At 61.1% G+C, this 20,149-nt stretch carries 20 protein-coding genes; 10 read left to right on the forward strand and 10 right to left on the reverse strand.

Translation table 11 applies throughout. The features are described from left to right. Positions 1-98 precede the first annotated feature (98 nt). The 6 genes from So717_RS09825 to So717_RS09850 all read right to left on the reverse strand — a co-directional run bounded on the left by So717_RS09825 (position 99) and on the right by So717_RS09850 (position 5,676). Positions 99-1,139 carry a substrate-binding domain-containing protein gene (locus So717_RS09825; RefSeq protein WP_159976681.1) on the reverse strand — a complete coding sequence of 347 codons (1,041 nt, stop codon included), beginning with the start codon at positions 1,137-1,139 and terminating at the stop codon, positions 99-101. Positions 1,140-1,356: 217 nt separating this feature from the next. Continuing rightward, positions 1,357-2,418, reverse strand: coding sequence for an ATP-binding protein (locus So717_RS09830; RefSeq protein ID WP_159976683.1), 1,062 nt, complete (start codon positions 2,416-2,418; stop codon positions 1,357-1,359). A 6-nt stretch (positions 2,419-2,424) separates the two neighbouring features. Beyond that, a complete protein-coding gene (locus tag So717_RS09835; protein WP_174239027.1) occupies positions 2,425-3,612 on the reverse strand; it encodes a trans-sulfuration enzyme family protein in 1,188 nt (395 codons plus the stop codon). 1 nt (position 3,613) lies between these two features. Further along, entirely contained in the window at positions 3,614-4,141 is a 528-nt protein-coding gene (locus So717_RS09840; RefSeq protein WP_159976685.1) for a gamma carbonic anhydrase family protein, read from the reverse strand. After that, on the reverse strand, positions 4,138-4,782 hold the full coding sequence (gmk, locus tag So717_RS09845) for a guanylate kinase (protein WP_159976687.1): 645 nt from the start codon (positions 4,780-4,782) through the stop codon (positions 4,138-4,140). The genes So717_RS09840 and gmk overlap by 4 nt, the downstream gene beginning before the upstream one ends. A 3-nt stretch (positions 4,783-4,785) precedes the next feature. After that, complete coding sequence (locus So717_RS09850; RefSeq protein ID WP_159976689.1) at positions 4,786-5,676, reverse strand: YicC/YloC family endoribonuclease; 891 nt, start codon at positions 5,674-5,676, stop codon at positions 4,786-4,788. A 295-nt stretch (positions 5,677-5,971) separates the two neighbouring features. On the opposite strand from So717_RS09850, the gene So717_RS09855 reads away from it, so the two are divergent. After that, positions 5,972-6,637 (forward strand): PAS domain-containing protein, encoded by a 666-nt coding sequence (locus So717_RS09855; RefSeq protein WP_238840784.1) that lies wholly within the window; start codon positions 5,972-5,974, stop codon positions 6,635-6,637. Positions 6,638-6,770: 133 nt separating this feature from the next. Here So717_RS09855 and So717_RS09860 read toward each other — a convergent pair whose 3' ends face one another. Further along, complete coding sequence (locus So717_RS09860; protein WP_159976693.1) at positions 6,771-8,141, reverse strand: class II 3-deoxy-7-phosphoheptulonate synthase; 1,371 nt, start codon at positions 8,139-8,141, stop codon at positions 6,771-6,773. A gap of 189 nt (positions 8,142-8,330) precedes the next feature. Here So717_RS09860 and So717_RS09865 point away from each other — a divergent pair, with 189 nt between their 5' ends. Continuing rightward, positions 8,331-9,335 (forward strand): GlxA family transcriptional regulator, encoded by a 1,005-nt coding sequence (locus So717_RS09865; RefSeq protein ID WP_159976695.1) that lies wholly within the window; start codon positions 8,331-8,333, stop codon positions 9,333-9,335. 290 nt (positions 9,336-9,625) lie between these two features. On the opposite strand, the gene So717_RS09870 is transcribed toward So717_RS09865, so the two are convergent. Then, positions 9,626-10,735, reverse strand: a complete 1,110-nt coding sequence (locus So717_RS09870; protein ID WP_159976697.1) for a PQQ-dependent sugar dehydrogenase — start codon at positions 10,733-10,735, stop codon at positions 9,626-9,628. Between the two features lie 165 nt (positions 10,736-10,900). Here So717_RS09870 and So717_RS09875 point away from each other — a divergent pair, with 165 nt between their 5' ends. The 6 genes from So717_RS09875 (at position 10,901) to So717_RS09900 (ending at position 16,668) form a co-directional block, all read left to right on the forward strand. Next, positions 10,901-12,091, forward strand: coding sequence for an ABC transporter substrate-binding protein (locus tag So717_RS09875; protein WP_159976699.1), 1,191 nt, complete (start codon positions 10,901-10,903; stop codon positions 12,089-12,091). 94 nt (positions 12,092-12,185) lie between these two features. Next, positions 12,186-12,968, forward strand: a complete 783-nt coding sequence (locus So717_RS09880) for an ABC transporter ATP-binding protein (protein ID WP_159976701.1) — start codon at positions 12,186-12,188, stop codon at positions 12,966-12,968. A gap of 115 nt (positions 12,969-13,083) precedes the next feature. Further along, the gene (locus tag So717_RS09885; protein WP_159976703.1) at positions 13,084-13,908 is read left to right on the forward strand and encodes an ABC transporter ATP-binding protein; all 825 of its coding nucleotides are present in this window, start codon (positions 13,084-13,086) and stop codon (positions 13,906-13,908) included. Positions 13,909-13,910: 2 nt separating this feature from the next. After that, the gene (locus So717_RS09890) at positions 13,911-14,345 is read left to right on the forward strand and encodes a hypothetical protein (RefSeq protein ID WP_159976705.1); all 435 of its coding nucleotides are present in this window, start codon (positions 13,911-13,913) and stop codon (positions 14,343-14,345) included. After that, positions 14,345-15,355: a branched-chain amino acid ABC transporter permease gene (locus So717_RS09895; protein ID WP_159976707.1), complete on the forward strand. Its 1,011-nt coding sequence runs from the start codon at positions 14,345-14,347 to the stop codon at positions 15,353-15,355. The genes So717_RS09890 and So717_RS09895 overlap by 1 nt, the downstream gene beginning before the upstream one ends. Next, positions 15,352-16,668: a branched-chain amino acid ABC transporter permease gene (locus So717_RS09900; RefSeq protein ID WP_159976709.1), complete on the forward strand. Its 1,317-nt coding sequence runs from the start codon at positions 15,352-15,354 to the stop codon at positions 16,666-16,668. Before So717_RS09895 ends, So717_RS09900 begins: the two co-directional genes overlap by 4 nt. Positions 16,669-16,727: 59 nt before the next feature. Here the strand turns inward: So717_RS09900 and So717_RS09905 are convergent, their stop codons facing one another. Next, positions 16,728-16,931 carry a hypothetical protein gene (locus tag So717_RS09905; protein ID WP_159976711.1) on the reverse strand — a complete coding sequence of 68 codons (204 nt, stop codon included), beginning with the start codon at positions 16,929-16,931 and terminating at the stop codon, positions 16,728-16,730. A gap of 97 nt (positions 16,932-17,028) precedes the next feature. On the opposite strand from So717_RS09905, the gene So717_RS09910 reads away from it, so the two are divergent. Further along, positions 17,029-17,235 carry a hypothetical protein gene (locus So717_RS09910; protein ID WP_159976713.1) on the forward strand — a complete coding sequence of 69 codons (207 nt, stop codon included), beginning with the start codon at positions 17,029-17,031 and terminating at the stop codon, positions 17,233-17,235. Between the two features lie 237 nt (positions 17,236-17,472). On the opposite strand, the gene So717_RS09915 is transcribed toward So717_RS09910, so the two are convergent. Continuing rightward, a complete protein-coding gene (locus So717_RS09915) occupies positions 17,473-19,020 on the reverse strand; it encodes a helicase HerA-like domain-containing protein (protein ID WP_159976715.1) in 1,548 nt (515 codons plus the stop codon). Positions 19,021-19,442: 422 nt separating this feature from the next. Between So717_RS09915 and So717_RS09920 the strand changes: the two genes are divergently transcribed. Continuing rightward, positions 19,443-20,069 carry an invasion associated locus B family protein gene (locus tag So717_RS09920; RefSeq protein ID WP_159976717.1) on the forward strand — a complete coding sequence of 209 codons (627 nt, stop codon included), beginning with the start codon at positions 19,443-19,445 and terminating at the stop codon, positions 20,067-20,069. The last annotated feature ends 80 nt before the right edge of the window (positions 20,070-20,149 follow it).

Raw genomic sequence — 20,149 nt, forward strand, 5'->3', positions numbered from 1 at the left:
CCCCCCAATTATCCGGTGTGACGCGTGGTCGGATCACTCAGAGCGATGAGCGGCGTCAGCCGCCGCCCACCCGGTTCAATGGTCCCAATGGGATTGGATCAGCTGCCGCCGCCCATGACTTTCTCACCGGACACTCCGTCCTGTGTGGCTACCAGCTCAGGGTCGGACACCAGGCCGTAAGCGGCCAGCGGGCCGTCGGGGCCAGCGATCTCGTCAGAGACGAAGAACTCGGCATATTCTTTGAGGCCCGGGATCACGCCGATATGCGCCTTCTTGATGTAGAAGAACAGCGGACGCGACACAGGGTATTCCCCTTCGGCGATGGTTGTGGTGGTCGGCTCAACGCCGGCCATTGTCGCAACCTTCAGCTTGTCGGTGTTGTTCTCGTAGAACGCCAGACCAAAGACACCGATGGCGTTGGAGTTGGCATCGATCGAGGCCAGCGTCTCGGTGTAGTCGCCGTCGATGTCCACGGACTTGCCGTCTGTCCGCACGGAGAGGCACGCGTCTTCCGCGTCATCCTCGGACATGCCGCCCTTGATCATGGCTTCCATCGCACCCGTGGCTTCACAGCCCGCTGCGATCACCTTCTCTTCGAAGACTTCGCGTGTGCCGTGCTTGGTGCCCGGGATAAAGGCCAGGATGTCGGCTTCGGGCAGATCAGCGTTGAAGTCGGACCATTTGGTGTAGGGGTTATCGACCAACTCACCGTCGACCATGACCTTCGGCGCCAGCGCGTTGAAGATGTCGGACTGGGTGAAGGCCGTGTACGCGGGGCCGTCAATCTGGCTGGCGAAGACGATGCCGTCATAGCCGATGCGCACTTCGATGATGTCGGTCACGCCGTTCTCGGCGCAGGCCTTGATCTCTTTTTCACGGATCGCACGCGAGGCGTTCGCGATGTCTGTGTGCTCGGTGCCAACGCCCTGGCAGAAGCGCTTCAGACCGGCGGAGGAGCCACCGGATTCGACAACCGGCGTGGGGAATTCAAAGTTCTCTCCGAAGGCTTCGGCTACGATGGAGGCATAGGGCAGCACGGTCGAAGAGCCGGCAACTTGCACCTGATCACGCGCGGCAGCAGTTGTGGCGGACAGAGCCGCAAGGGCCAGCGCGGATGTGGTGAGTTTTGCAAACGACATGATATCTCCTGTCATTGTCTGTTTTTCGAATCTGGTCGCTCCCACAGCGACCTTGCGCCGCTGGATACGGCGCTGCGACGATGCTTTTGTGACAGTTGCGTAACAGTTTTATGACAGCTGCGGGTACGGGAGCGGAAACGGCTCAGGGCATTGTTTTTATTTTATTTATTTATTCCATCTAGGGTTGCGGCAGCATGGTCGGCGAATGGGGTCGAGGTCAAAGCTGCGACTCGCCCCTGGGCCCGCTGATCTGCAAGGGCAGCACGACCGTGAATTGCGTGCCCTGCCCCAGCTCACTTTCGATCTTCAGCCGTCCGCGATGGCGATTGATGATGTGTTTCACGATAGCGAGGCCCAGCCCCGTGCCGCCCAGGGCCCGGCTGCGGTGGCTGTCGGCCCGGTAGAACCGCTCTGTCAGGCGCGGCAGGTGAACGGCATCTATGCCGGGGCCGTAGTCGATCACATGCACCCGCACCGCCGGGGCGCGCAACGCAGGGTCGCGCGCGCTGCGTTCGATCCGCAAGGTGACCCGCTTGCCGGATGCGCCGTATTTGATGGCATTCTCCACCAAATTGGTGAACACCTGCATCAGCTGGTCCGCATCGCCTGTCAGCACGACCGGCTCTGCGCCAAAGTCCTCGTCAAAGGTCACGCCCGCATCGCCCGCCAGCTGTTTCAGCGTGCGCAGCACAGAGGAGAGAATTTCGCCAAGATTGACCTGATCGCGCGGGCGCACCCGCTCATCCCCCTCCACCCGGCTGAGTGAGAGCAAATCACCCACCAGCCGGTTCATGCGCCCCGCCTCCCCTTCCATGATGTCCAGAAAGCGTTCGCGTGCAGCCACATCATCGCGCGCCGGGCCGCGCAGCGTTTCGATGAACCCCATCAGGGCGGTGAGCGGTGTGCGCAGCTCGTGGCTGACATTGGCCACGAAGTCGCGGCGCATCTGGCCCGCCTGCTCCAGATGCGTGACATCCAGAAAGCACAGCAGGATCACCCGCTGGTCAGCAACCGGGCGGACGGTCACCCGGAACGTCAGGTCCTGCGCCCCGTCACTGGCCAGATATTGCGTCGCACGCGGCTTGCCGTCGCGCAGGACAGCCTGCACCGCATCAATGACCGACGGCTGGCGCAGCATGGTGATGAAGTTGCGCCCCTCGACGCCGCGCCCGACCAGCGCACGGGCCTCCTCATTGGCGCCGACAATACGCTCGTCCTGATCGATCAGCAGGGCCGGTAAGGGAACCGCGGCCAGAGTGTCGGACAAGGCGCGGCTCATCTTCGATCAGCCCCCGGTGGCCGCAGCGATGGCCTGGCTGAAAACAGCGCAGAGCGTCTCGGGATCTTCCAGACCGACGGAGACGCGAAATGTGCCTTCGCTCATGCCAAGCTCGGCGCGCTTCTCTGCCGTCAGCGCCCGGTGAGAAGACGACGCGGGATGCGAGATCGTGGTGCCCACATCGCCCAGCGTGGGAGCAAAGCTCAGGCCGTCCGCCGCGCGGGTGAAGGCATTGGCCTCGGCCCGCCCGCCCCGCAGCTCAAAGGTAACCATGTTGCAGAAGTGACCTGCCAGCAGATGCGCCGCGCGCGCCTGATCCGGGTGGTCCGCCCGTCCCGGGTAGAGAACCCGTGCGACGCCGGGCAGCCCGGCCAGATGATCCGCCAGACACGCGGCCGTCTGTTCCGCCCGGTCAAAGCGCAGATCAAACGACAGCATGCCGCGTTCCGCCAGCCAACAGTCAAAGGGGCTGGGCGTCAGCCCGGCGGTGACGGCAAAGACCCGCAGACGGTTGTTGAGTGCTTCATCCTGCGCGGCCACATAGCCCAGCGTGACGTCCGAATGCCCGGCCAGCAGCTTGGTCAGCGAGTGCAGCACGATATCGGCGCCCCAGTCGAACGGCCTGATCGCACGCGGGGTGGTGAAGGTGTTGTCGACCACCAGCAGAATGCCTGCCTCGCGGCAGAGCGTGGCCAACCCCTCAAGATCCGCCACCCGCAATGTCGGGTTCGAGACCACCTCCACCAACACCATCCGCGTCTCGGGCCGCAGCGCGGCACGCACGGCGTCTACATCGCCCGCATCCACCAGCGTGGTGGCAATCCCGAGGCGGGGGAGGTCCTCCGTCATCATGCGCAGGGAGCGGCCGTAAAGCTGGGTGCTGCCGATCACGTGATCTCCCGTCTCGGTCAATCCAAGCAGCACAGCCGACACCGCCCCCATGCCGGAGCCGGTCAAGACCCCCATATGCGGCGCGTTCTCCATCCGGTCGACCCGTTTGGCCACCACATCCGCGTTGGGGTGGCCCTCGCGCGCATAGGTATAGCCCTGCAGCCCGCCGTCATATTGCTGGTCCAGCATGTCGGGCGTGTCGGAGGCATAGACCACCGAGGGGCTGAGCGGTGTGACCACCGGCCGGCTTGCACTCTCGGGCAGCGCATCCGGCCGCATCAAAGACCCTTTTTCGTTTTTCATGTCATCCCTCGACGGCGCGCAGCTCATCGCGGAACCGGCGCATGTTTTCCTGATAATGCAGCGCGCTCAGCGTGAGGCCCTTGATGGCCTCCGCGTCCAGCTCCCGCACAACCTTCCCCGGAACGCCCATCACCAGGCTACCATCAGGGATCACCTTGTTTTCCGTGATCAGCGCCCCGGCTCCGATCAGGCAGTTTTCGCCGACCTTGGCGCCGTTCAGAACCGTGGCCCCCATGCCGATCAGGGAATTGTTCCCGATGGTGCAGCCATGCAGCATGACCTTATGCCCAATGGTGCAATTCTCGCCGATGCTTAGCGGATAGCCCGCATCGATGTGAAACACGCAGTTCTCCTGCACGTTGGAGCCGCGGCCCACGCGGATCTCCTCGTGATCCGCCCGGATCGTGGTGCCGAACCAGACCGACGCCCCCTCCTCCAGCACCACCTGCCCCACCAGATTGGCATCAGGCGCGACCCATGTATCGGCATAAACGGTCGGGCGATGCGGGCCCAAAGCATAGAGTGTCATGACAGCTCCTCGAATTCCGATTGCAGGCGGCGCACGTGGTCGGTCAGCTGCGGTTGCTGGCTGCGGCGCAGGCGCGTGGCCGAGATGATTGTTTTCAGCTGCGCTTCGGTCTGGTCGAGATCATCGTTCACGATCACGAAGTCATAGGCGCCCCAATGGCTGATCTCGTCCCAGCTTTTCTCCATGCGGCGGGCAATCACCTCGGCGCCGTCCTGGCCGCGTTTTTCCAGCCGCTGGCGCAGCTCCCGGATCGAGGGCGGCAACAGGAAAATGGAGAGCGTATGCGGCCCCAGCGATGAATTGGTGATCTGCTGTGCGCCCTGCCAATCGATGTCAAAGAGCACATCGCGCCCCTCGTCAATGGCCGCCTGCACCGGCGGGCGCGGCGAGCCGTAGAAATTGCCAAAGACATGGGCGTGCTCCAGCATGCCGCCCTCAGCCACCTGCATCTTGAAGCGTGCCTCATCCACAAAATGATATTCGCGTCCATCCTCTTCGCCGGGGCGCGGCGGGCGCGTTGTGGCGGAGACGGAGAACTCGATTTCGCTGTCCCAGTCGCGCAACCGGCGTGCCAACGTGGATTTGCCCGCCCCCGACGGCGAGCTAAGAATGATCAAAAGGCCCCGGCGCGGCGCTGTCATGGGTTACTCCACATTCTGGACTTGCTCCCGCATCTGGTCGATCACCGTTTTCAGGGCCAGGCCGCAGCGGGTCAGCTCCGTATTCTGCGCCTTGGAGCACAGCGTGTTGGCCTCGCGATTGAACTCCTGCATCAGGAAATCGAGCTTGCGGCCCACGGGGCCCTCCCCGCTAATCAGCTCGCGCGCGGCGGCGATATGAGCCGTCAGCCGGTCTATCTCTTCCGTGACATCCGACTTTACGGCAATCAGGGCCAGCTCCTGTGCCACGCGGTCGGGATCGACGTTCTCTGTGTTGTCGATGACCTTGGCCAGATTGCGCCGCAGTGTGTCCGCAAGCGCCGCCTGGCGCACGGTGGCCAGCGCCGCAGCTTCCTCCGTCAATGCGGTCAGCTCCTCCAGTTGCCCCAGCAGCACCTTGCGCAAGGCCGCGCCTTCGCCGTCGCGCATGGCGTTGAAGCTGGTCAGAAGCGCCTCCGCCTCGGCCATCAGCATCTGGGCCAGCGCCGTTGTGTCGTCTTCACTGTTTGATGTTTCCAAAACACCCCGCAGTCCAACGATGTCTGCGGCCGTTGATGGGGCCAGCGTGACACCTGTTTCCGCCGCGCGGGTCTCGATGGTCGCCATAGCGCCCAGAACGGAGGACAACTGGGTCGCATTGATCTGCAGCGCGCCCTCCTGTTCGGCGCGGGACAGCCGCAGCGACAGGGTCACATTTCCGCGTTTCACCTGGGCGCTCAGCAGCTTTCTCAGGCTTGCCTCCAACCCCACAATCCAATCGGGGACGCGAATGCGGAGATCGAGGCCTTTTCCATTGACCGCCCGCAGCTCCCAGTCCCAGGCATGGGGGGGCAAGCTGCCGCTGGCGGAGGCAAATCCGGTCATGGAGCGGATCATAATATCTGTCTTTCTCGCCGTCCCGTTGCCTCAGCCTTATGGCGATTCATCGCGGAGGGGCAACCCCCGAGCGTATTGTTGCCCGTCCCGGTCGCGCCTCGCTGAGGTTAACCAAATATAAAGATATGCAAGCATTTGTGGAAAAATCTTGATATTAATATTCCAGTAACCAGTATGGCACCGTGTAAAGACGAAGCACGGGCGCCACGTTAACAAGTCATCAACGCGGGTATCGCATTTGAGAAGGGGGCGGGTAATGGACAACAACGGCCAAAACACGCACAATGTATTGAGTATGACCCAACGTATTTCAAAAAACGGATTTACGCCGCTGGCGCAGGTCGAGGCCTATTGGGAAGGCCTGCGCGGCAACCGTCTGATGCCAAACCGATCCGAGATTGACCCGCGCGGGATTGAGCAGGCATTAGAGTATTCCTTCATCGTGGAGCGGATCGCACCGGGCATTGCACGGCTGCGCATTGCGGGCAGTCATCTGAGCGATCTGATGGGCATGGAGGTGCGCGGCATGCCGTTGACCTCCTTCATCATGCCGAACTCCCGCCGCCAAGTTTCTGATATTCTTGAAGAAGTCTTCGAAACACCCGCCACGTGCACGCTCGAATTGCGCTCTGAGCAAGGGGCATCCTTGCCGCCGCTTGAGGCCCGCATGCTGCTGATGCCGCTCAAGAGCGATCTGGGCGACGTGAGCCGTATTCTGGGGGCCCTGATTTCTGTGGGCGACATGGGCCGCAGCCCGCGCCGGTTTGATGTGGTGCGCTCGTCGCTGCGCCCCATCCTGGCAGATGCGTCGCTGCCGCCCGTTGTGACAGAAAAGATCCCTGCGCCGAAGCCTATGGTCAGAACACCGAACAAAGCGCTGCAACCCCCAAAAGTGCCCTTCCGCAGCGAGACACCGCGACGTCACGCGCCCTATCTGCGGCTTGTGAAGTCCGACGACTGATCCGAATTTAAGCAGCAAACTCCTTTGATCAGGATGATCACCCGCGCAGAACGTGCGGGTGATTTTGCGTTTGCCATAAGAAGACCGCCGGTGAATTGGCCACCGGCGGGTCTTGGACATCAGCCTTTGCGTCTCAGCCCGCCGCTTGCGCGCGATGCGCCTCGCGCCGGTTGGACAGCTCATCCGCAATCAGGAACGCCAGTTCCAGCGACTGGCTGGCATTCAGGCGCGGGTCACAGGCTGTATGGTAGCGATCTGACAGGTCTTCATCGCTGACGGCGCGGACACCTCCGGTGCACTCGGTCACGTCTTGCCCGGTCATCTCGAAATGCACGCCCCCCGGCACGGTGCCTTCGGCGGCATGCACGGCAAAGAACTCGCGCACTTCGCGCAACACCGAGTCAAAGGGCCGGGTCTTGTAGCCCGTCGACGACTTGATGGTGTTTCCGTGCATCGCGTCGCAGACCCATGTGACATTGGCCCCTTCCTCGCGCACGGTCTTGATCAGGCGTGGCAGGTGCTCGCCCACCGATCCCGCACCGAAGCGTGCGATGAGCGTCAGACGGCCTTCCTCGTTTTCGGGGTTCAGCTTCGCCATCAGCGCCTTGAGGTCGTCGGATGTCATCGACGGGCCAGCCTTCAGGCCAATCGGGTTTTGCACACCGCTTGCGAATTCCACATGCGCGCCATCGGGCTGGCGCGTGCGATCACCGATCCAGATCATGTGACCGGAGCCTGCCAGCCACTTGCCAGAGGTGCTGTCCACGCGGGTCAGCGCCTCTTCATACTCCAGCAGCAGTGATTCATGGCTGGTGTAGAATTCAACCGACTGCAGAGTGTGCGCGGTCTCTGGCGTCACGCCTGCGGCGGACATGAAGTCGAGCGTGTCAGAGATGCGGTTGGCAATCTCGCGGTACCGCTCGACCTTCTCATGCTCGGTAAAACCCAAGGTCCAGGCGTGCACCTGGTTGATGTCGGCATAGCCACCGGTCGAGAAGGCGCGAATGAGGTTCAGCGTGGCCGCAGCCTGCGTATAGGCGCGCAGCATCTTCTCGGGATCGGGGATGCGGGCCTTAGCGGTGAAATCCAGCTCGTTGATGATGTCACCCCGGTAGCTGGGCAGCTCTACACCATCCACGGTTTCGGTGGGCGCTGAGCGCGGCTTGGCGAACTGCCCGGCCATGCGGCCCACCTTGATCACCGGCACCTTGGCGCCATAGGTCAGCACGGTCGCCATCTGCAGCATCACCTTGAACGTGTCGCGGATTGCATCCGAGCTGAATTGGTCAAAGCTTTCCGCACAATCGCCGCCTTGCAGCAAGAACGCCTCGCCCCGGCTGGCCGCGGCCAGATGGGCCTTGAGGCGGCGCGCCTCACCCGCAAAGACCAGAAGAGGAAACCGTGCAAGTTGGGCCTCAACCGCGTCCAACGCGGCCTGATCCGGATACTCCGGCATCTGGATCCGCGGTTTTGCGCGCCAGCTCGATTTGCTCCATTCACTCATCTCGTCCACTCCGGGTTGGGCTCGCAAGGCTGCGAGCTCTCGTATCTCGGCCCTCTCTATACAAAAGCCTTGTCGCAGTGACCATATCACAAATGCGACCTCTTGATGTGGGCGAAAGCTCGTGACCATCTGACGTTCAGCAGCAGGCCGCGTGCCCCTGCGGGCAAGAGATAAGATCAAGAGACGGCGATGTCCCAAATACAACCCGCCACGCGGAATGAACCGCCCGCCGAAAAGCCAAAGCGTTTCGTCTTTGTGCTGCTCAAGGATTTTACCCTGCTCTGTTTTGCCGCCGCTGTGGAGAGCCTGCGCATTGCCAACCGGATGGCGGGCAAGAACCTCTATGAATGGCACATCATCGGCGAAGGCGGCGATATCGTGTCCGCTTCCTCCGGCAGCGGGTTCAAGCTCGACGGTGATCTTGAAGATCTGTCGCGCGATGATGTGGTGATGGTCTGCGGCGGCATCAATGTGCAAGAGGCCACAAGCAAACGGGTGTTGGGCTGGTTGCGCCGCGAGGCGCGCAAGGGTGTGCTGATGGGTGGGCTCTGTACGGCGGCGCATACTCTGGCCAAGGCAGGTCTGCTCGACGGCAAGCGCGCCACGATCCACTGGGAGAACCAGGACAGCTTCTCGGAGGAGTTTCCGGAGGTCGATCTGACCAAATCGGTGTTTGTGGTTGACGGCAATCGCATCACCACTGCTGGCGGTACATCGTCCATCGATCTGATGCTCAAGCTCATCGCGGATCATCACGGCGAGGATCTGGCCAATATGGTGGCCGATCAGCTGATCTATGCCTCGATCCGCACCGATCAAGACACGCAGCGCCTGTCCGTGCCCACGCGCATCGGAGTGCGACACCCCAAACTCAGCAAGGTCATCCAGATGATGGAAGGCAATATCGAAGAGCCGATCAGCCCCTCTATCCTGGCCAAGGATGTGGGCATGAGCACCCGGCAACTGGAGCGGCTCTTTCGGCGGTATCTGAACCGCTCGCCCAAGCGCTATTACATGGAGTTGCGCCTGCAGAAGGCGCGCAACCTGCTGATGCAGACGGATATGAGCGTGATAAACGTCGCCCTGGCCTGCGGTTTCGCCTCACCGTCGCATTTTTCCAAATGCTACCGCGCCCATTATGATACGACGCCCTACCGCGAGCGCGGCAGCCACGCGACACGGCTGTCGATCTGATCCGTGGTGACCATCAGACAGATTTGACCCGTCTGCTAAAAACGGCTCCCAGAACTGTGGCCAACAGGCTGAAAAGAAGACCCAAGGTGATTTTGACGTCAACCGACCGAAGCCCAAACGCCGGCGTCGTCAACACTATCTCCGCCCTCCAGACCTTAGTATTTCATAATAATGAACGTTTGGTCCCGGGCAGGAATTTATGATTTTTGCCCCACAACTTCCAATCGCAGAACCTTGATCGATTGCAGCATGATTGCGGCATTGAGGCAAAAATGCGTGGCGTTCGACCATCAGGCCCCGGGGCGGGCCATGCGGTAAACAGTACCGTCACCCACCGAGATAAAGAGGATGCTGCCGTCAGGCGCCTCAATGATGTCGCGCACGCGGCCGGTTTCGGACATGTCAATCTGCTCCGCCTCATGCGCGCTGGTGCCTGAGACTTCCAGACGCGCGATATAGTCGAATTTGAGCGAGCCTACAAAGATGTCGCCGCGCCAGTCCGGGAACATATCGCCCTGATAGACCATGAGACCCGACGGCGCCATCGACGGATCCCAATAGTGCACCGGCTGTTCCATACCAGGCTTCGACGTGCCCTCGCCGATCCTGCCCCCGGAATAATGTCGTCCATAGGAGATCACAGGCCAGCCAAAGTTGGCGCCCTTCTTGACAATGTTCAACTCATCCCCGCCGCGCGCCCCATGCTCGGACGTCCAGAGCTGACCTGACGCATCGAAATCCGCACCCTGTGCGTTGCGATGGCCAAATGACCAGATCTCCGGCTGAATGCCGGTTTGTCCGACAAAGGGATTGTCCGCCGGGACAGAGCCGTCGCGATTGACACGAACCACCGTACCGTTGTGATTGCTGAGATCCTGTGCGGAGGGTCTGTCGCCGCGATCGCCAATTGTGACAAACAGCGTGCCGTCAGGGGCTTCGACAACCCGGCTGCCAAAGTGCCGCCCGCCCGAACTGCCGGGAGCGGATTCAAAGATCACCTGCAAGTTTTCGAGGCGCGATCCATCTTCCGCCAGCCGCGCCACGGCAAGGGCTGTGCCCGCACCGCGCGCTTGCGGCTTGGAATAGGTCAGGAAGATATCGCGGCTCTGTGCGAAGTCTCGCGCCACTGTCACATCCAGCAGGCCGCCCTGCCCGCCCACTTGCACATCGGGCACGCCGCGTACCGTATTGGCAGCGCCATCGCCAATATGCAGCAATGCGCCGTCGCGCTCGGTCACCAGAAACCCACCGTCTGGCAGCGTTGCGACAGCCCAAGGCGTATCCAGACCTTGAATGACAGGCGTCACCGCAACGTCATCTTGCGCCCGCCCGGCAACGGGGATCACAACGCTGAGCAGCCCCAACAGCACACCGAAATTCCGGGCTGGAAGATGGAACATCACTTGGTCCTTTCTACCTTAAGGCTTGCTGGCAGAGTTAGCATCGCTTCATGCGGTCTCAAGTCTCACTGACCCAAACGTGACCCGCCGCAAAACCACTTTTCTTTTCAGCAGGCTGCGCATAACCTCATTTTCGAACGAGACGTTCCAACATGGGAGAGATCAATGAAAAAGATGCTTCTGGCCTCGACGGCTGCAGCACTTGTGGCGAGCTCGGCGCTTGCGGGCGGTCACGCGAAAGAGGTCAAACTTGGTGTTCTGATCGGCTTTACCGGCCCGATTGAATCGCTGGCCGGCCCGATGGCGTCCGGTGCTGAGCTGGCCATGCAGGAAGCCACCGACAGCGGCAAGCTGCTGGATGCGGCCAAGGTGATCCCGATGCGGGCAGATACCGGCTGTATCGACAACGGCCTGTCCACCTCGAACGGCGAACGGCTGATTGCCGAGGGTGTGCATGGCATCATCGGCGGCGACTGCTCGGGTGTGACCGGTGCGATCTTGCAGAACGTGGCGATCCCCAATGGCATGGTGATGATTTCACCGTCTGCCACATCGCCAGGCCTCTCGACCGTCGAAGACAACGATCTGTTCTTCCGCACGGCGCCGTCGGATGCGCGGGAAGGCGAAGTCATGGCCGAGGTGCTGCAGGATCGTGGCGTGACCTCGATCGCTCTGACCTACACCAACAATGACTATGGCAAGGGTCTGGCCGACGCAATTGAGAGCAATTTCAAGAAGATCGGCGGCGAAGTGACCATCGTGGCGGCGCATGAGGACGGCAAGGCCGACTACTCCGCCGAGATGGGTGCGCTTGCTTCCGCTGGCGGCGATATTCTCGTGGTCGCGGGGTACCTTGATCAGGGTGGTTTGGGCATTATCAATGCAGCGCTGGACTCCGGCGCTTTTGAAACCTTCGGCCTGCCCGGTGGCATGATCGGTGACAGCCTGCCCGCCAATGTCGGCTCGGCACTGAACGGCTCTTATGGTCAGATCGCGGGGTCCGGCGGCGAAGGCATTGAAAAGCTGACCGCGATGGCGGGTGACGCCTTTGACGCCACATCGCCCTACACGCCGGAAAGCTATGATGCGGCGGCGCTCTTCATGCTGGCCATGCAAGCCGCGGACAGCACTGACCCGGCGGAGTATGGTCCCAAGATCCTCGAGGTGGCCAATGCGCCCGGTGAGAAGATTTATCCTGGGGAGCTGGGCAAAGCCTTCGACATCCTGCGCGAGGGCGGCGATATCGACTATGTGGGCGCCTCGGCGGTCGAGCTGATCGGCCCTGGCGAGTCGGCCGGAACCTACCGCCTGATCGAAGTGAAAGACGGCGAAAACGCCACCATCGGCTTCAAGTAAGCCGTCACGGAACGGCTTGAGCAGCCCGGAGCTTTGTGCTCTGGGCTGTTCCAATGATACAACACGCGCAAACAGCGCGGATGGGGATTTATGAATGATCGTCGTTGACGACCTTCACAAGCATTTCGGTGGTTTTCATGCCGTCGATGGCGCGAGCCTTGAGATCGAAAAAGGTATGATCACCGGGTTGATCGGCCCCAACGGTGCCGGAAAAACCACACTTTTCAATGTGATCGCAGGCGTTCTTGAACCGACCTCGGGCCGTGTGACGATGGATGGCGAAGACATCACCGGCCTGCCGCCGCATACGCTCTTTCACAAGGGGCTGCTGCGCACCTTCCAGATCGCGCATGAGTTCTCTTCAATGACCTGCCGCGAGAACCTGATGATGGTACCGGGCTACCAGTCGGGCGAGACGCTTTGGAACACGTGGTTCGGGCGCAGACGGATCGCTGATGAGGAGCGCGCGCTGAAAGCCAAGGCGGATGAGGTGCTGGAGTTCCTGACCATCGAGCATCTGGCGGAGCAGAAGGCGGGGCAGATCTCGGGGGGGCAGAAGAAGCTGCTGGAGCTGGGTCGCACGATGATGGTGGACGCCAAGATCGTCTTTCTGGATGAGGTCGGTGCGGGTGTGAACCGCACCCTGCTCAACACCATCGGCGACGCGATTATCCGCCTGAACCAGAACCGTGGCTATACGTTCGTGGTGATCGAGCATGACATGGATTTCATCGGGCGACTTTGCGATCCGGTCATCTGCATGGCAGAGGGTAAGGTGCTGGCCGAAGGAACGCTGGATGAGATCAAGGCCAATGAACAGGTGATCGAGGCGTATTTGGGTACCGGGCTCAAGAACAAGGATAAGGTGGGCGCGTGAGTGTTGATGTGACAGGGGGCTCCGCCCCGTTCGGCCCTCAACCTGTCCACTGGACAGGTTGCCGCTGGCGCGGTCCGGGCCTCCCCCCCCGGAGTATTTGTGGAAGAATGAAGGCATGAGTTCCGATCCCTACTCCGACCGGGGCAATAAGGATCTGTCGCTGGGCAATCCGAAGGGTATGGGCACTGCGACACCGGTGACGTCTGGCGGTCGTGCCGCACCCGCGCCCGGTGGGCCGTTTCTGATTGGGGAAGCGATGACCGGCGGTTATGGGTCGGGGCCGGACATTCTGCATGAGTGTACGATTGCGGTGGATCGCGGTGAGATTGCCGTGATCGTCGGGCCAAATGGCGCGGGCAAGTCGACCGGGATGAAGGCCGTTTTCGGGATGCTGAACCTGCGGGCCGGGCATGTGCGGTTGGATGGCGAAGACATCACAGCGCTCTCGCCGCAGGATCGGGTGGCCAAGGGCATGGGCTTTGTGCCGCAGACCTCGAACATCTTCACCTCCATGACCGTGGAGGAGAACCTGGAGATGGGGGCCTTCATCCGCACCGACGATATCCGGCCTACGATGCAGCAGATTTATGATCTGTTCCCGATCCTGCGCGACAAGCGGTGGCAGGCGGCGGGGGAGCTGTCGGGCGGGCAGCGCCAGCAGGTCGCGGTTGGGCGGGCGCTGATGACGCAACCAAAGGTCTTGATGCTGGATGAGCCCACGGCGGGGGTGTCGCCGATTGTCATGGATGAGCTTTTCGACCGGATCATCGAGGTGGCGCGCACGGGCATCCCGATCCTTATGGTGGAACAGAACGCGCGGCAGGCGCTGGAGATTGCCGACAAGGGCTATGTGCTGGTGCAGGGGCGGAATGCGTATACGGGGACGGGCAAGGAACTGCTGGCCGACCCCGAGGTACGCAAGTCGTTTCTGGGGGGGTGAGGATGTCCGACCTAAGTTCCTTACTCATTGTGTCGATGGTCGGTGCTTGCGTCGCAACGCAAACAATGGCTGCTTCTTGCTTGCTAAAACCAACCTGCTCGCCAGGCATCGCTTGTGAAGATAGCGAGGCGTTGTTGGAATGGGCGGTCGACGCGCCACAAGAAATCAAACTGGATGGTGTTTCGTTCGCGGTACAGCGGATCACAGAAGACATGATCATCGATACAATCAATTCTATTGACACGACTTGGCAGGTCATCTCTAGGGGGCCAGCTTTGCTGATAAAAGAGCGGGGGTACGTGGGGTCGATATCTCCGACCGATCATCGGGGAGCCATCACTGTGAGCCTATTCAGAACACCTACCAAGTATGTGAGTTACGCTGATGCCGTAGCGCGTCGTCGCACCTTAAGCGGTGTGTGTGAAGGGCTTTTCTAGTGGACTTTCTCAACGCCTTCATTGCCCTCTCAAACTTCGTGATCATTCCCGCTGTAGCTTATGGCTCGCAGCTGGCGCTGGGGGCGTTGGGGGTCACGTTGATCTATGGTATCTTGCGGTTCTCGAACTTCGCCCATGGGGACACGATGGCCTTCGGGGCGATGGTGACCGTGCTGATGACCTGGTTCTTTCAGGCGCAGGGGGTGAGCCTGGGGCCGCTGCCGACGGCTCTGCTCGCCCTGCCCTTTGGCATCCTGGGCTGCATGCTGCTGGTGCTGGTCACGGACCGCGCTGTGTACCGGTTCTACCGCGCGCAGAAGGCCAAGCCGGTGATTTTCGTGATCGTGAGCCTTGGGGTCACCTTCATTCTCAACGGGATCGTGCGCTTCATCATCGGGCCGGATGATCAGCGATTTCTGGACGGTGAGCGCTTTATCATCTCCGCGCGGACCTTCCGCGAGATGACCGGGCTACGCGAGGGGTTGGCGTTCAAGACGACGCAAGGCATCACCATTGTCACGGCGGTGGTCGTCGTCGCCCTGCTCTTCTGGTTTTTGAATCGCACGCGCACGGGCAAGTCGATGCGGGCCTATTCGGACAATGAGGATCTGGCACTGCTATCGGGGATCAACCCTGAGCGGGTGGTGATGGTCACCTGGCTGATCGTGGCGGCGCTGGCGACGACAGCGGGCGTGCTTTACGGGCTCGACAAGAGCTTCAAGCCCTTCACCTATTTCCAACTGCTGCTGCCGATTTTTGCCAGCGCTATCGTCGGCGGGCTGGGCAACCCGCTGGGGGCCATTGCGGGCGGCTTTGTCATTGCCTTTTCGGAGGTCACCGTCACCTATGCCTGGAAGAAGGTGGTGACCTATATCGTGCCGGAGGAGGTGGCGCCAAGCGGACTGCTGCAACTGCTCTCAACCGACTACAAATTTGCGGTGAGCTTCCTCATTCTGCTCATCGTGCTGCTCTTCAAGCCCACGGGGCTGTTCAAGGGGAAAGCGGTATGAGCCCGACGGTCAAGAACACCATGCTCTTTGCGATTGTGGCGCTGCTGATCGCCTTGGTCGGTTTCATGCAGAGCTGGAACTCGGCGCTGGTGATCGTGAACATGGGGCTGATTTCGGCGATCATGGCCCTTGGCGTGAACCTGCAGTGGGGGTTCGCGGGGCTGTTCAACGTAGGGATCATGGGGTTTGTGGCGCTTGGCGGGCTGGCGGCGGTGCTTGTGGGCATGCCCGCGACGCCGGGGGCCTTCGAGGCCGGGGGCTGGACGATCCTTGGGGCGTTCGGCTTTGCAGTCGTTGCGATTTTTGCCGTGGTGTTCGTGCGGGCGCGGATGGCGCCGGGGCTGGCGCGCAAGCTTGTCGTGCTTGGGATGCTGGTGGCCGGGTTCTTCGTCTATCGCGCGCTCTTTGATCCGGGTGTGGAGTCGGTGGAGGCGATCAATCCGGCGTCCACCGGATATCTCGGTGGGCTCGGATTTGATGAAGGGCTCTGGGTCACGCTGGCCTGGCCGGTGGGCGGGCTTTTTGCCGCCGCTGCGGCCTGGGTGATCGGGAAGACGGCGCTGGGGCTGCGGTCCGATTATCTGGCGATTGCAACGCTGGGCATTGCCGAGATCATCATCGCGGTGCTGAAGAACGAGGACTGGCTGTCGCGCGGGGTGAAGAACGTGATCGGCATGCCCCGGCCGACGCCGTTTGAGATCGAGCTGCAGAACGATCCGGCGTTTGTGGAGCGGGCGGCCGGGCTGGGGTTTACGGCGGTGGAGGCATCGACGCTTTACGTGAAGCTGCTCTATGCAGGGCTGTTTCTGATTGTGCTGCTGATCCTGCTGTGGATGGCGCAGCGGGCGCTCAACAGCCCCTGGGGCCGGATGATGCGGGCTATTCGCGACAATGAGGTGGCGGCAGAGGCCATGGGCAAGGATGTCACGGCCCGTCATCTGCAGATCTTCGTGCTGGGTTCGGCCATTTGCGGGATCGCAGGCGCGATGATGACAACGCTCGACGGGCAGCTGACGCCTGGGACATATCAGCCACTGCGGTTCACATTTCTGGTCTGGGTGATGGTAATCGTGGGCGGCTCGGGCAACAACTTCGGAGCTGTGCTGGGCGGGTTCCTGATCTGGTTCCTCTGGGTTCAGGTGGAGCCGATGGGGCTGTGGCTGATGGAGCTGATCACCTCTGGCATGGCCGATGGCTCGCCGCTGAAGGCGCATCTGATCGAGAGTGCCGCGCATATGCGGCTCTTCACGATGGGGCTGGTGCTACTGCTGGTGCTGCGGTTCAGTCCAAGGGGGTTGATCCCGGAGAGGTAGACTGTCTCTTAAATCTTGCGGAAAAACTCACCCACCGCTCTTGACGAAAGACAACTCGTTTATTCCTGCTTCCGAAAAGCCTCTTCGACTGCAATCGGAACAAAGACCGGCCAATACAATAAAACAACGCCGTTGATGATGGCAGCCCAAAGGTAGTCAAACCGAAATCCAACCACAAAAATGGAGATAATAGCTGGCGAAGCATATCCGAGCAAGAAGAAAAGCAAGCCTTGCTTGAAGATCTTAATTCGAGTTTTCTTCATCCTGCATCCTCAGGGCGGAACAGACATACTCTGTGATATATGGCGGAATGCACTGAATTGCTTTGAACAACTGGGCTGCAGAGCGATGTAATTCTTTGTGGTATTGAGTAGAGTCGAGAGCGTGAAGCATAAAAACAACCGTTGGCTTCAGTTGGTGCTTTGGCTAGTGACTGTTGTTATTGCACTGAATGATCACATCAACGGTATGGACAGCGGCCCTGGTGTTCGCGCTGTCAAAGCCTACGCCTCGGTTGGTTGGATTTATGTGGGTTATTTGTTTGTGAAGTTTAACAGAATTGGGTGACGCACGATAGCGACGTCCGTATGTGCTGCCAAGTGATATAGCCTGCCGCAAAAATGCCTATTCGTTCGCGTGAACCGTATCATTCTCGCGCTTTATGCAGCGCGCCCAGATATCCGCCGCGCTGCACCACGGTTTTTTGCGCACGCGCATAAGACATTTCGCTTTGCGCAGCTAGCATAAAAACTCCATGACCGAGTCGGGCTCAAAGCCGAAGCAGACGACACCCGCCTTCAAGGCTCACCGCCCCTTGAACAACCCGCCCAGAATACCCCTCACGAGGCGGCGGCCGGTGGTGCCGGAGAGCTCTTTGATCACGGCGTTCGCGAGGGCGCCGCCGAGGCTTTGGGGCTGGCGGCGGCTGGCGCGGGAGGTGGAGCGGGCGACACGGGTGCCGGAGTAGCGGCGGGCGGCGCTGAATTCGCGGGCGAGTGGGGAGGCGTCTTCCTCGGCTGCCTCTTCGGCTTTGGCAGCTTCCTGCGCGGCCTGATCGGCGCGGCTTTTCAGGATTTCGAAGGCGGATTTGCGATCGACGGGATCATCGTATTTTCCGGCCATCTCGGAGGCGACCATCACTTGGGCGCGCTCGGCCTTGGAGATCGGCCCCAGCTGTGAGGACGGCGGGCGGATCAGCGTGCGTTCGACCACGCCCGGCACGCCTTTTTTCTGCAGCATGGACGTAACCGCCTCGCCCACGCCGACCTCGCGGATGGCTTCTTCGGTGTCGAAAGCGGGGTTCTCGCGGTAGGTCTCGGCGGCCAGGCGCAGCTCCTTTTTGTCCTTCGCGGTGAAGGCGCGCAGGGCGTGCTGGATGCGGTTGCCGAGCTGGCCCAGGATGTCTTCGGGCACATCCGCGGGGTTCTGTGTGATGAAATAGACGCCCACGCCCTTGGAGCGGATCAGCCGCGCGACCTGCTCTACCTTGTCGACCAGCGCTTTGGGGGCGTCGTCGAAGAGCAGATGCGCCTCGTCGAAGAAGAAGACCAGTTTGGGTTTGTCGGGGTCGCCCACCTCGGGCAGCTCCTCGAAGAGCTCGGAGAGCAGCCAGAGCAGGAAGGTGGCGTAGAGGCCGGGCGCACCCATCAGCTTGTCGGCAGCGAGGATGTTGATCTGGCCCTTGCCGTCGGTGCCCGTGCGCATGAGATCGCTGAGCGCCAGCGCAGGCTCGCCGAAGAGCCCGGCGACGCCCTGGTTCTCCAGCACCAGCAGACGGCGCTGGATCGCGCCGATGGAGGCCGAGGAGACATTGCCATAGCGCAAGGACAGCTCCTTGGCGTTTTCACCGATCCAGACCAGCAGCGATTGCAGGTCTTTCAGGTCCAGGAGCGGCAGCCCCTCTTCATCCGCGAGGCGAAAGGCGATGTTGAGGATGCCCTCCTGTGCCTCGGTCAACTCCAGCAGGCGGGCAAGCAGCAACGGGCCCATCTCGGAGATCGTCGTGCGGACCGGGTGGCCCTGATCGCCAAAGAGATCCCAGAAGGTCACGGGGAAGGCCTCGTAGATATAGTCGGTGAAGCCGATTTTCGTTGCACGCTCCGTGAAGGGCCCATGCAGTTTGTGCGCCGGGCTGCCCGCCTTGGCGAGGCCCGAGAGATCCCCCTTCACATCCGACAGAAACACGGGCACCCCGGCCTTGGAAAACCCTTCCGCCAGAATTTGTAAGGTGACGGTCTTGCCCGTGCCTGTGGCGCCCGCGATCAGCCCGTGCCGGTTCGCATAGCCCAGCGACAGATGTTGTTGCGTGCCATAGTCTGCGCCGCCGCCGCCGATAAAGATCCCCGATGCCATGCGCTAGCCCCCTGCCCCGTTTTGCCTCGTGTTGCGCACAGGATGTTAACCTTTGTCCCGCATAGTCAAGCTGTTCGGCTGGTCTACATGTCCTTTCCAGACCCGAACATCCTCCCTGTCAGACTGGCCGTGCCGTTCATCGGTACGGCCTTTTTTCGAAAGCTCAGGTTGCCCATGTAAGCGGTCTCATTTTCTGCGAGTTTTCGGTTGACGCGCAGGACCGCGTTTCGTAGCCTCTGCGTCAATAAGTCGGCCAGTCCGACGGGGAGAAAACAATATGGGAAGGGATGCGTTGCGCATCCCTTTTCTTATTGCAGGCCCACGGAAAAATGATGACCTGCCGGGCTATTTCCTGCGCATGGGACTGACAGCGCAAAACCCGCATGCTACATCTTCGGCAACTCACCAAATACGGAGCACACATGCCCAAGCTGACGTCTATATACACTGCCGGAACCGCACTGACCCTGTCGTTGGTTGTGGCTGCGTCCATGTCCATCGCGCAGTCGGACACCTCCGAGGACAATGAGACCCCGCCCGCGCCGAGCGTCATAGATGGCCTGAGCGTCGGTGAGGTTGTCACCGAAGGGCCTCAGGTTGGCCAACGCTACACCACTGAAACGATCGGCGATTGGACGATGCGCTGTGTCAAGACGGAGGACGACAAGGACCCCTGCGAGATGTTCCAACTGCTGGAGGACGATGAGGGCAACCCGATGTCCGAGGTTACCGTCTTTCAACTGCCGGAAAACGATCGCTTCGCCGCAGGGGCCACAATTATCGTACCTCTCGAAACCGCGCTTCAGGCGGGTTTGACCATGAAAATCGACACCAATCCGACACGGCGGTTCCCTTATGCCTTTTGCGACCGGGTTGGATGCTACGCGCAGATTGCCCTGGCGGATGAGGACGTGACGATCCTTAAACGGGGCAACAAGGCGGATCTGGATATTGTGCCTTTCGCCTCACCTGACACGCCGGTCAAAGTCACCTTGTCCCTGACCGGCTTCACGGCGGCCTATGAAAAAGCGGTTGCGCCGGATCAGTAAGAAACCATTTTGACCGGGCCGCTTGCGTCAGCAGCGGCCCGCAGACCCTCGCGCAAAGCCCTTAGACCCAACACAGTCTC

The organism is Roseobacter cerasinus (genome assembly GCF_009811755.1).
Classification (GTDB): Bacteria; Pseudomonadota; Alphaproteobacteria; order Rhodobacterales; family Rhodobacteraceae; genus Roseobacter; species Roseobacter cerasinus.

What these genes read in the sequence shown, in the direction of transcription:
- So717_RS09860 (WP_159976693.1), bottom strand. Translation starts at nt 8,141, where the DNA reads ATGAGTGAATGGAGCAAATCGAGCTGGCGCGCAAAACCGCGGATCCAG.
- So717_RS09915 (WP_159976715.1), bottom strand. Translation starts at nt 19,020, where the DNA reads ATGGCATCGGGGATCTTTATCGGCGGCGGCGGCGCAGACTATGGCACG.
- So717_RS09825 (WP_159976681.1), bottom strand. Translation starts at nt 1,139, where the DNA reads ATGTCGTTTGCAAAACTCACCACATCCGCGCTGGCCCTTGCGGCTCTG.
- gmk (WP_159976687.1), bottom strand. Translation starts at nt 4,782, where the DNA reads ATGACAGCGCCGCGCCGGGGCCTTTTGATCATTCTTAGCTCGCCGTCG.
- So717_RS09885 (WP_159976703.1), top strand. Translation starts at nt 13,084, where the DNA reads ATGAGTTCCGATCCCTACTCCGACCGGGGCAATAAGGATCTGTCGCTG.
- So717_RS09850 (WP_159976689.1), bottom strand. Translation starts at nt 5,676, where the DNA reads ATGATCCGCTCCATGACCGGATTTGCCTCCGCCAGCGGCAGCTTGCCC.
- So717_RS09835 (WP_174239027.1), bottom strand. Translation starts at nt 3,612, where the DNA reads ATGAAAAACGAAAAAGGGTCTTTGATGCGGCCGGATGCGCTGCCCGAG.
- So717_RS09870 (WP_159976697.1), bottom strand. Translation starts at nt 10,735, where the DNA reads ATGTTCCATCTTCCAGCCCGGAATTTCGGTGTGCTGTTGGGGCTGCTC.
- So717_RS09865 (WP_159976695.1), top strand. Translation starts at nt 8,331, where the DNA reads ATGTCCCAAATACAACCCGCCACGCGGAATGAACCGCCCGCCGAAAAG.
- So717_RS09900 (WP_159976709.1), top strand. Translation starts at nt 15,352, where the DNA reads ATGAGCCCGACGGTCAAGAACACCATGCTCTTTGCGATTGTGGCGCTG.
- So717_RS09890 (WP_159976705.1), top strand. Translation starts at nt 13,911, where the DNA reads ATGTCCGACCTAAGTTCCTTACTCATTGTGTCGATGGTCGGTGCTTGC.
- So717_RS09875 (WP_159976699.1), top strand. Translation starts at nt 10,901, where the DNA reads ATGAAAAAGATGCTTCTGGCCTCGACGGCTGCAGCACTTGTGGCGAGC.
- So717_RS09880 (WP_159976701.1), top strand. Translation starts at nt 12,186, where the DNA reads ATGATCGTCGTTGACGACCTTCACAAGCATTTCGGTGGTTTTCATGCC.
- So717_RS09855 (WP_238840784.1), top strand. Translation starts at nt 5,972, where the DNA reads ATGACCCAACGTATTTCAAAAAACGGATTTACGCCGCTGGCGCAGGTC.
- So717_RS09830 (WP_159976683.1), bottom strand. Translation starts at nt 2,418, where the DNA reads ATGAGCCGCGCCTTGTCCGACACTCTGGCCGCGGTTCCCTTACCGGCC.
- So717_RS09840 (WP_159976685.1), bottom strand. Translation starts at nt 4,141, where the DNA reads ATGACACTCTATGCTTTGGGCCCGCATCGCCCGACCGTTTATGCCGAT.
- So717_RS09905 (WP_159976711.1), bottom strand. Translation starts at nt 16,931, where the DNA reads ATGAAGAAAACTCGAATTAAGATCTTCAAGCAAGGCTTGCTTTTCTTC.
- So717_RS09920 (WP_159976717.1), top strand. Translation starts at nt 19,443, where the DNA reads ATGCCCAAGCTGACGTCTATATACACTGCCGGAACCGCACTGACCCTG.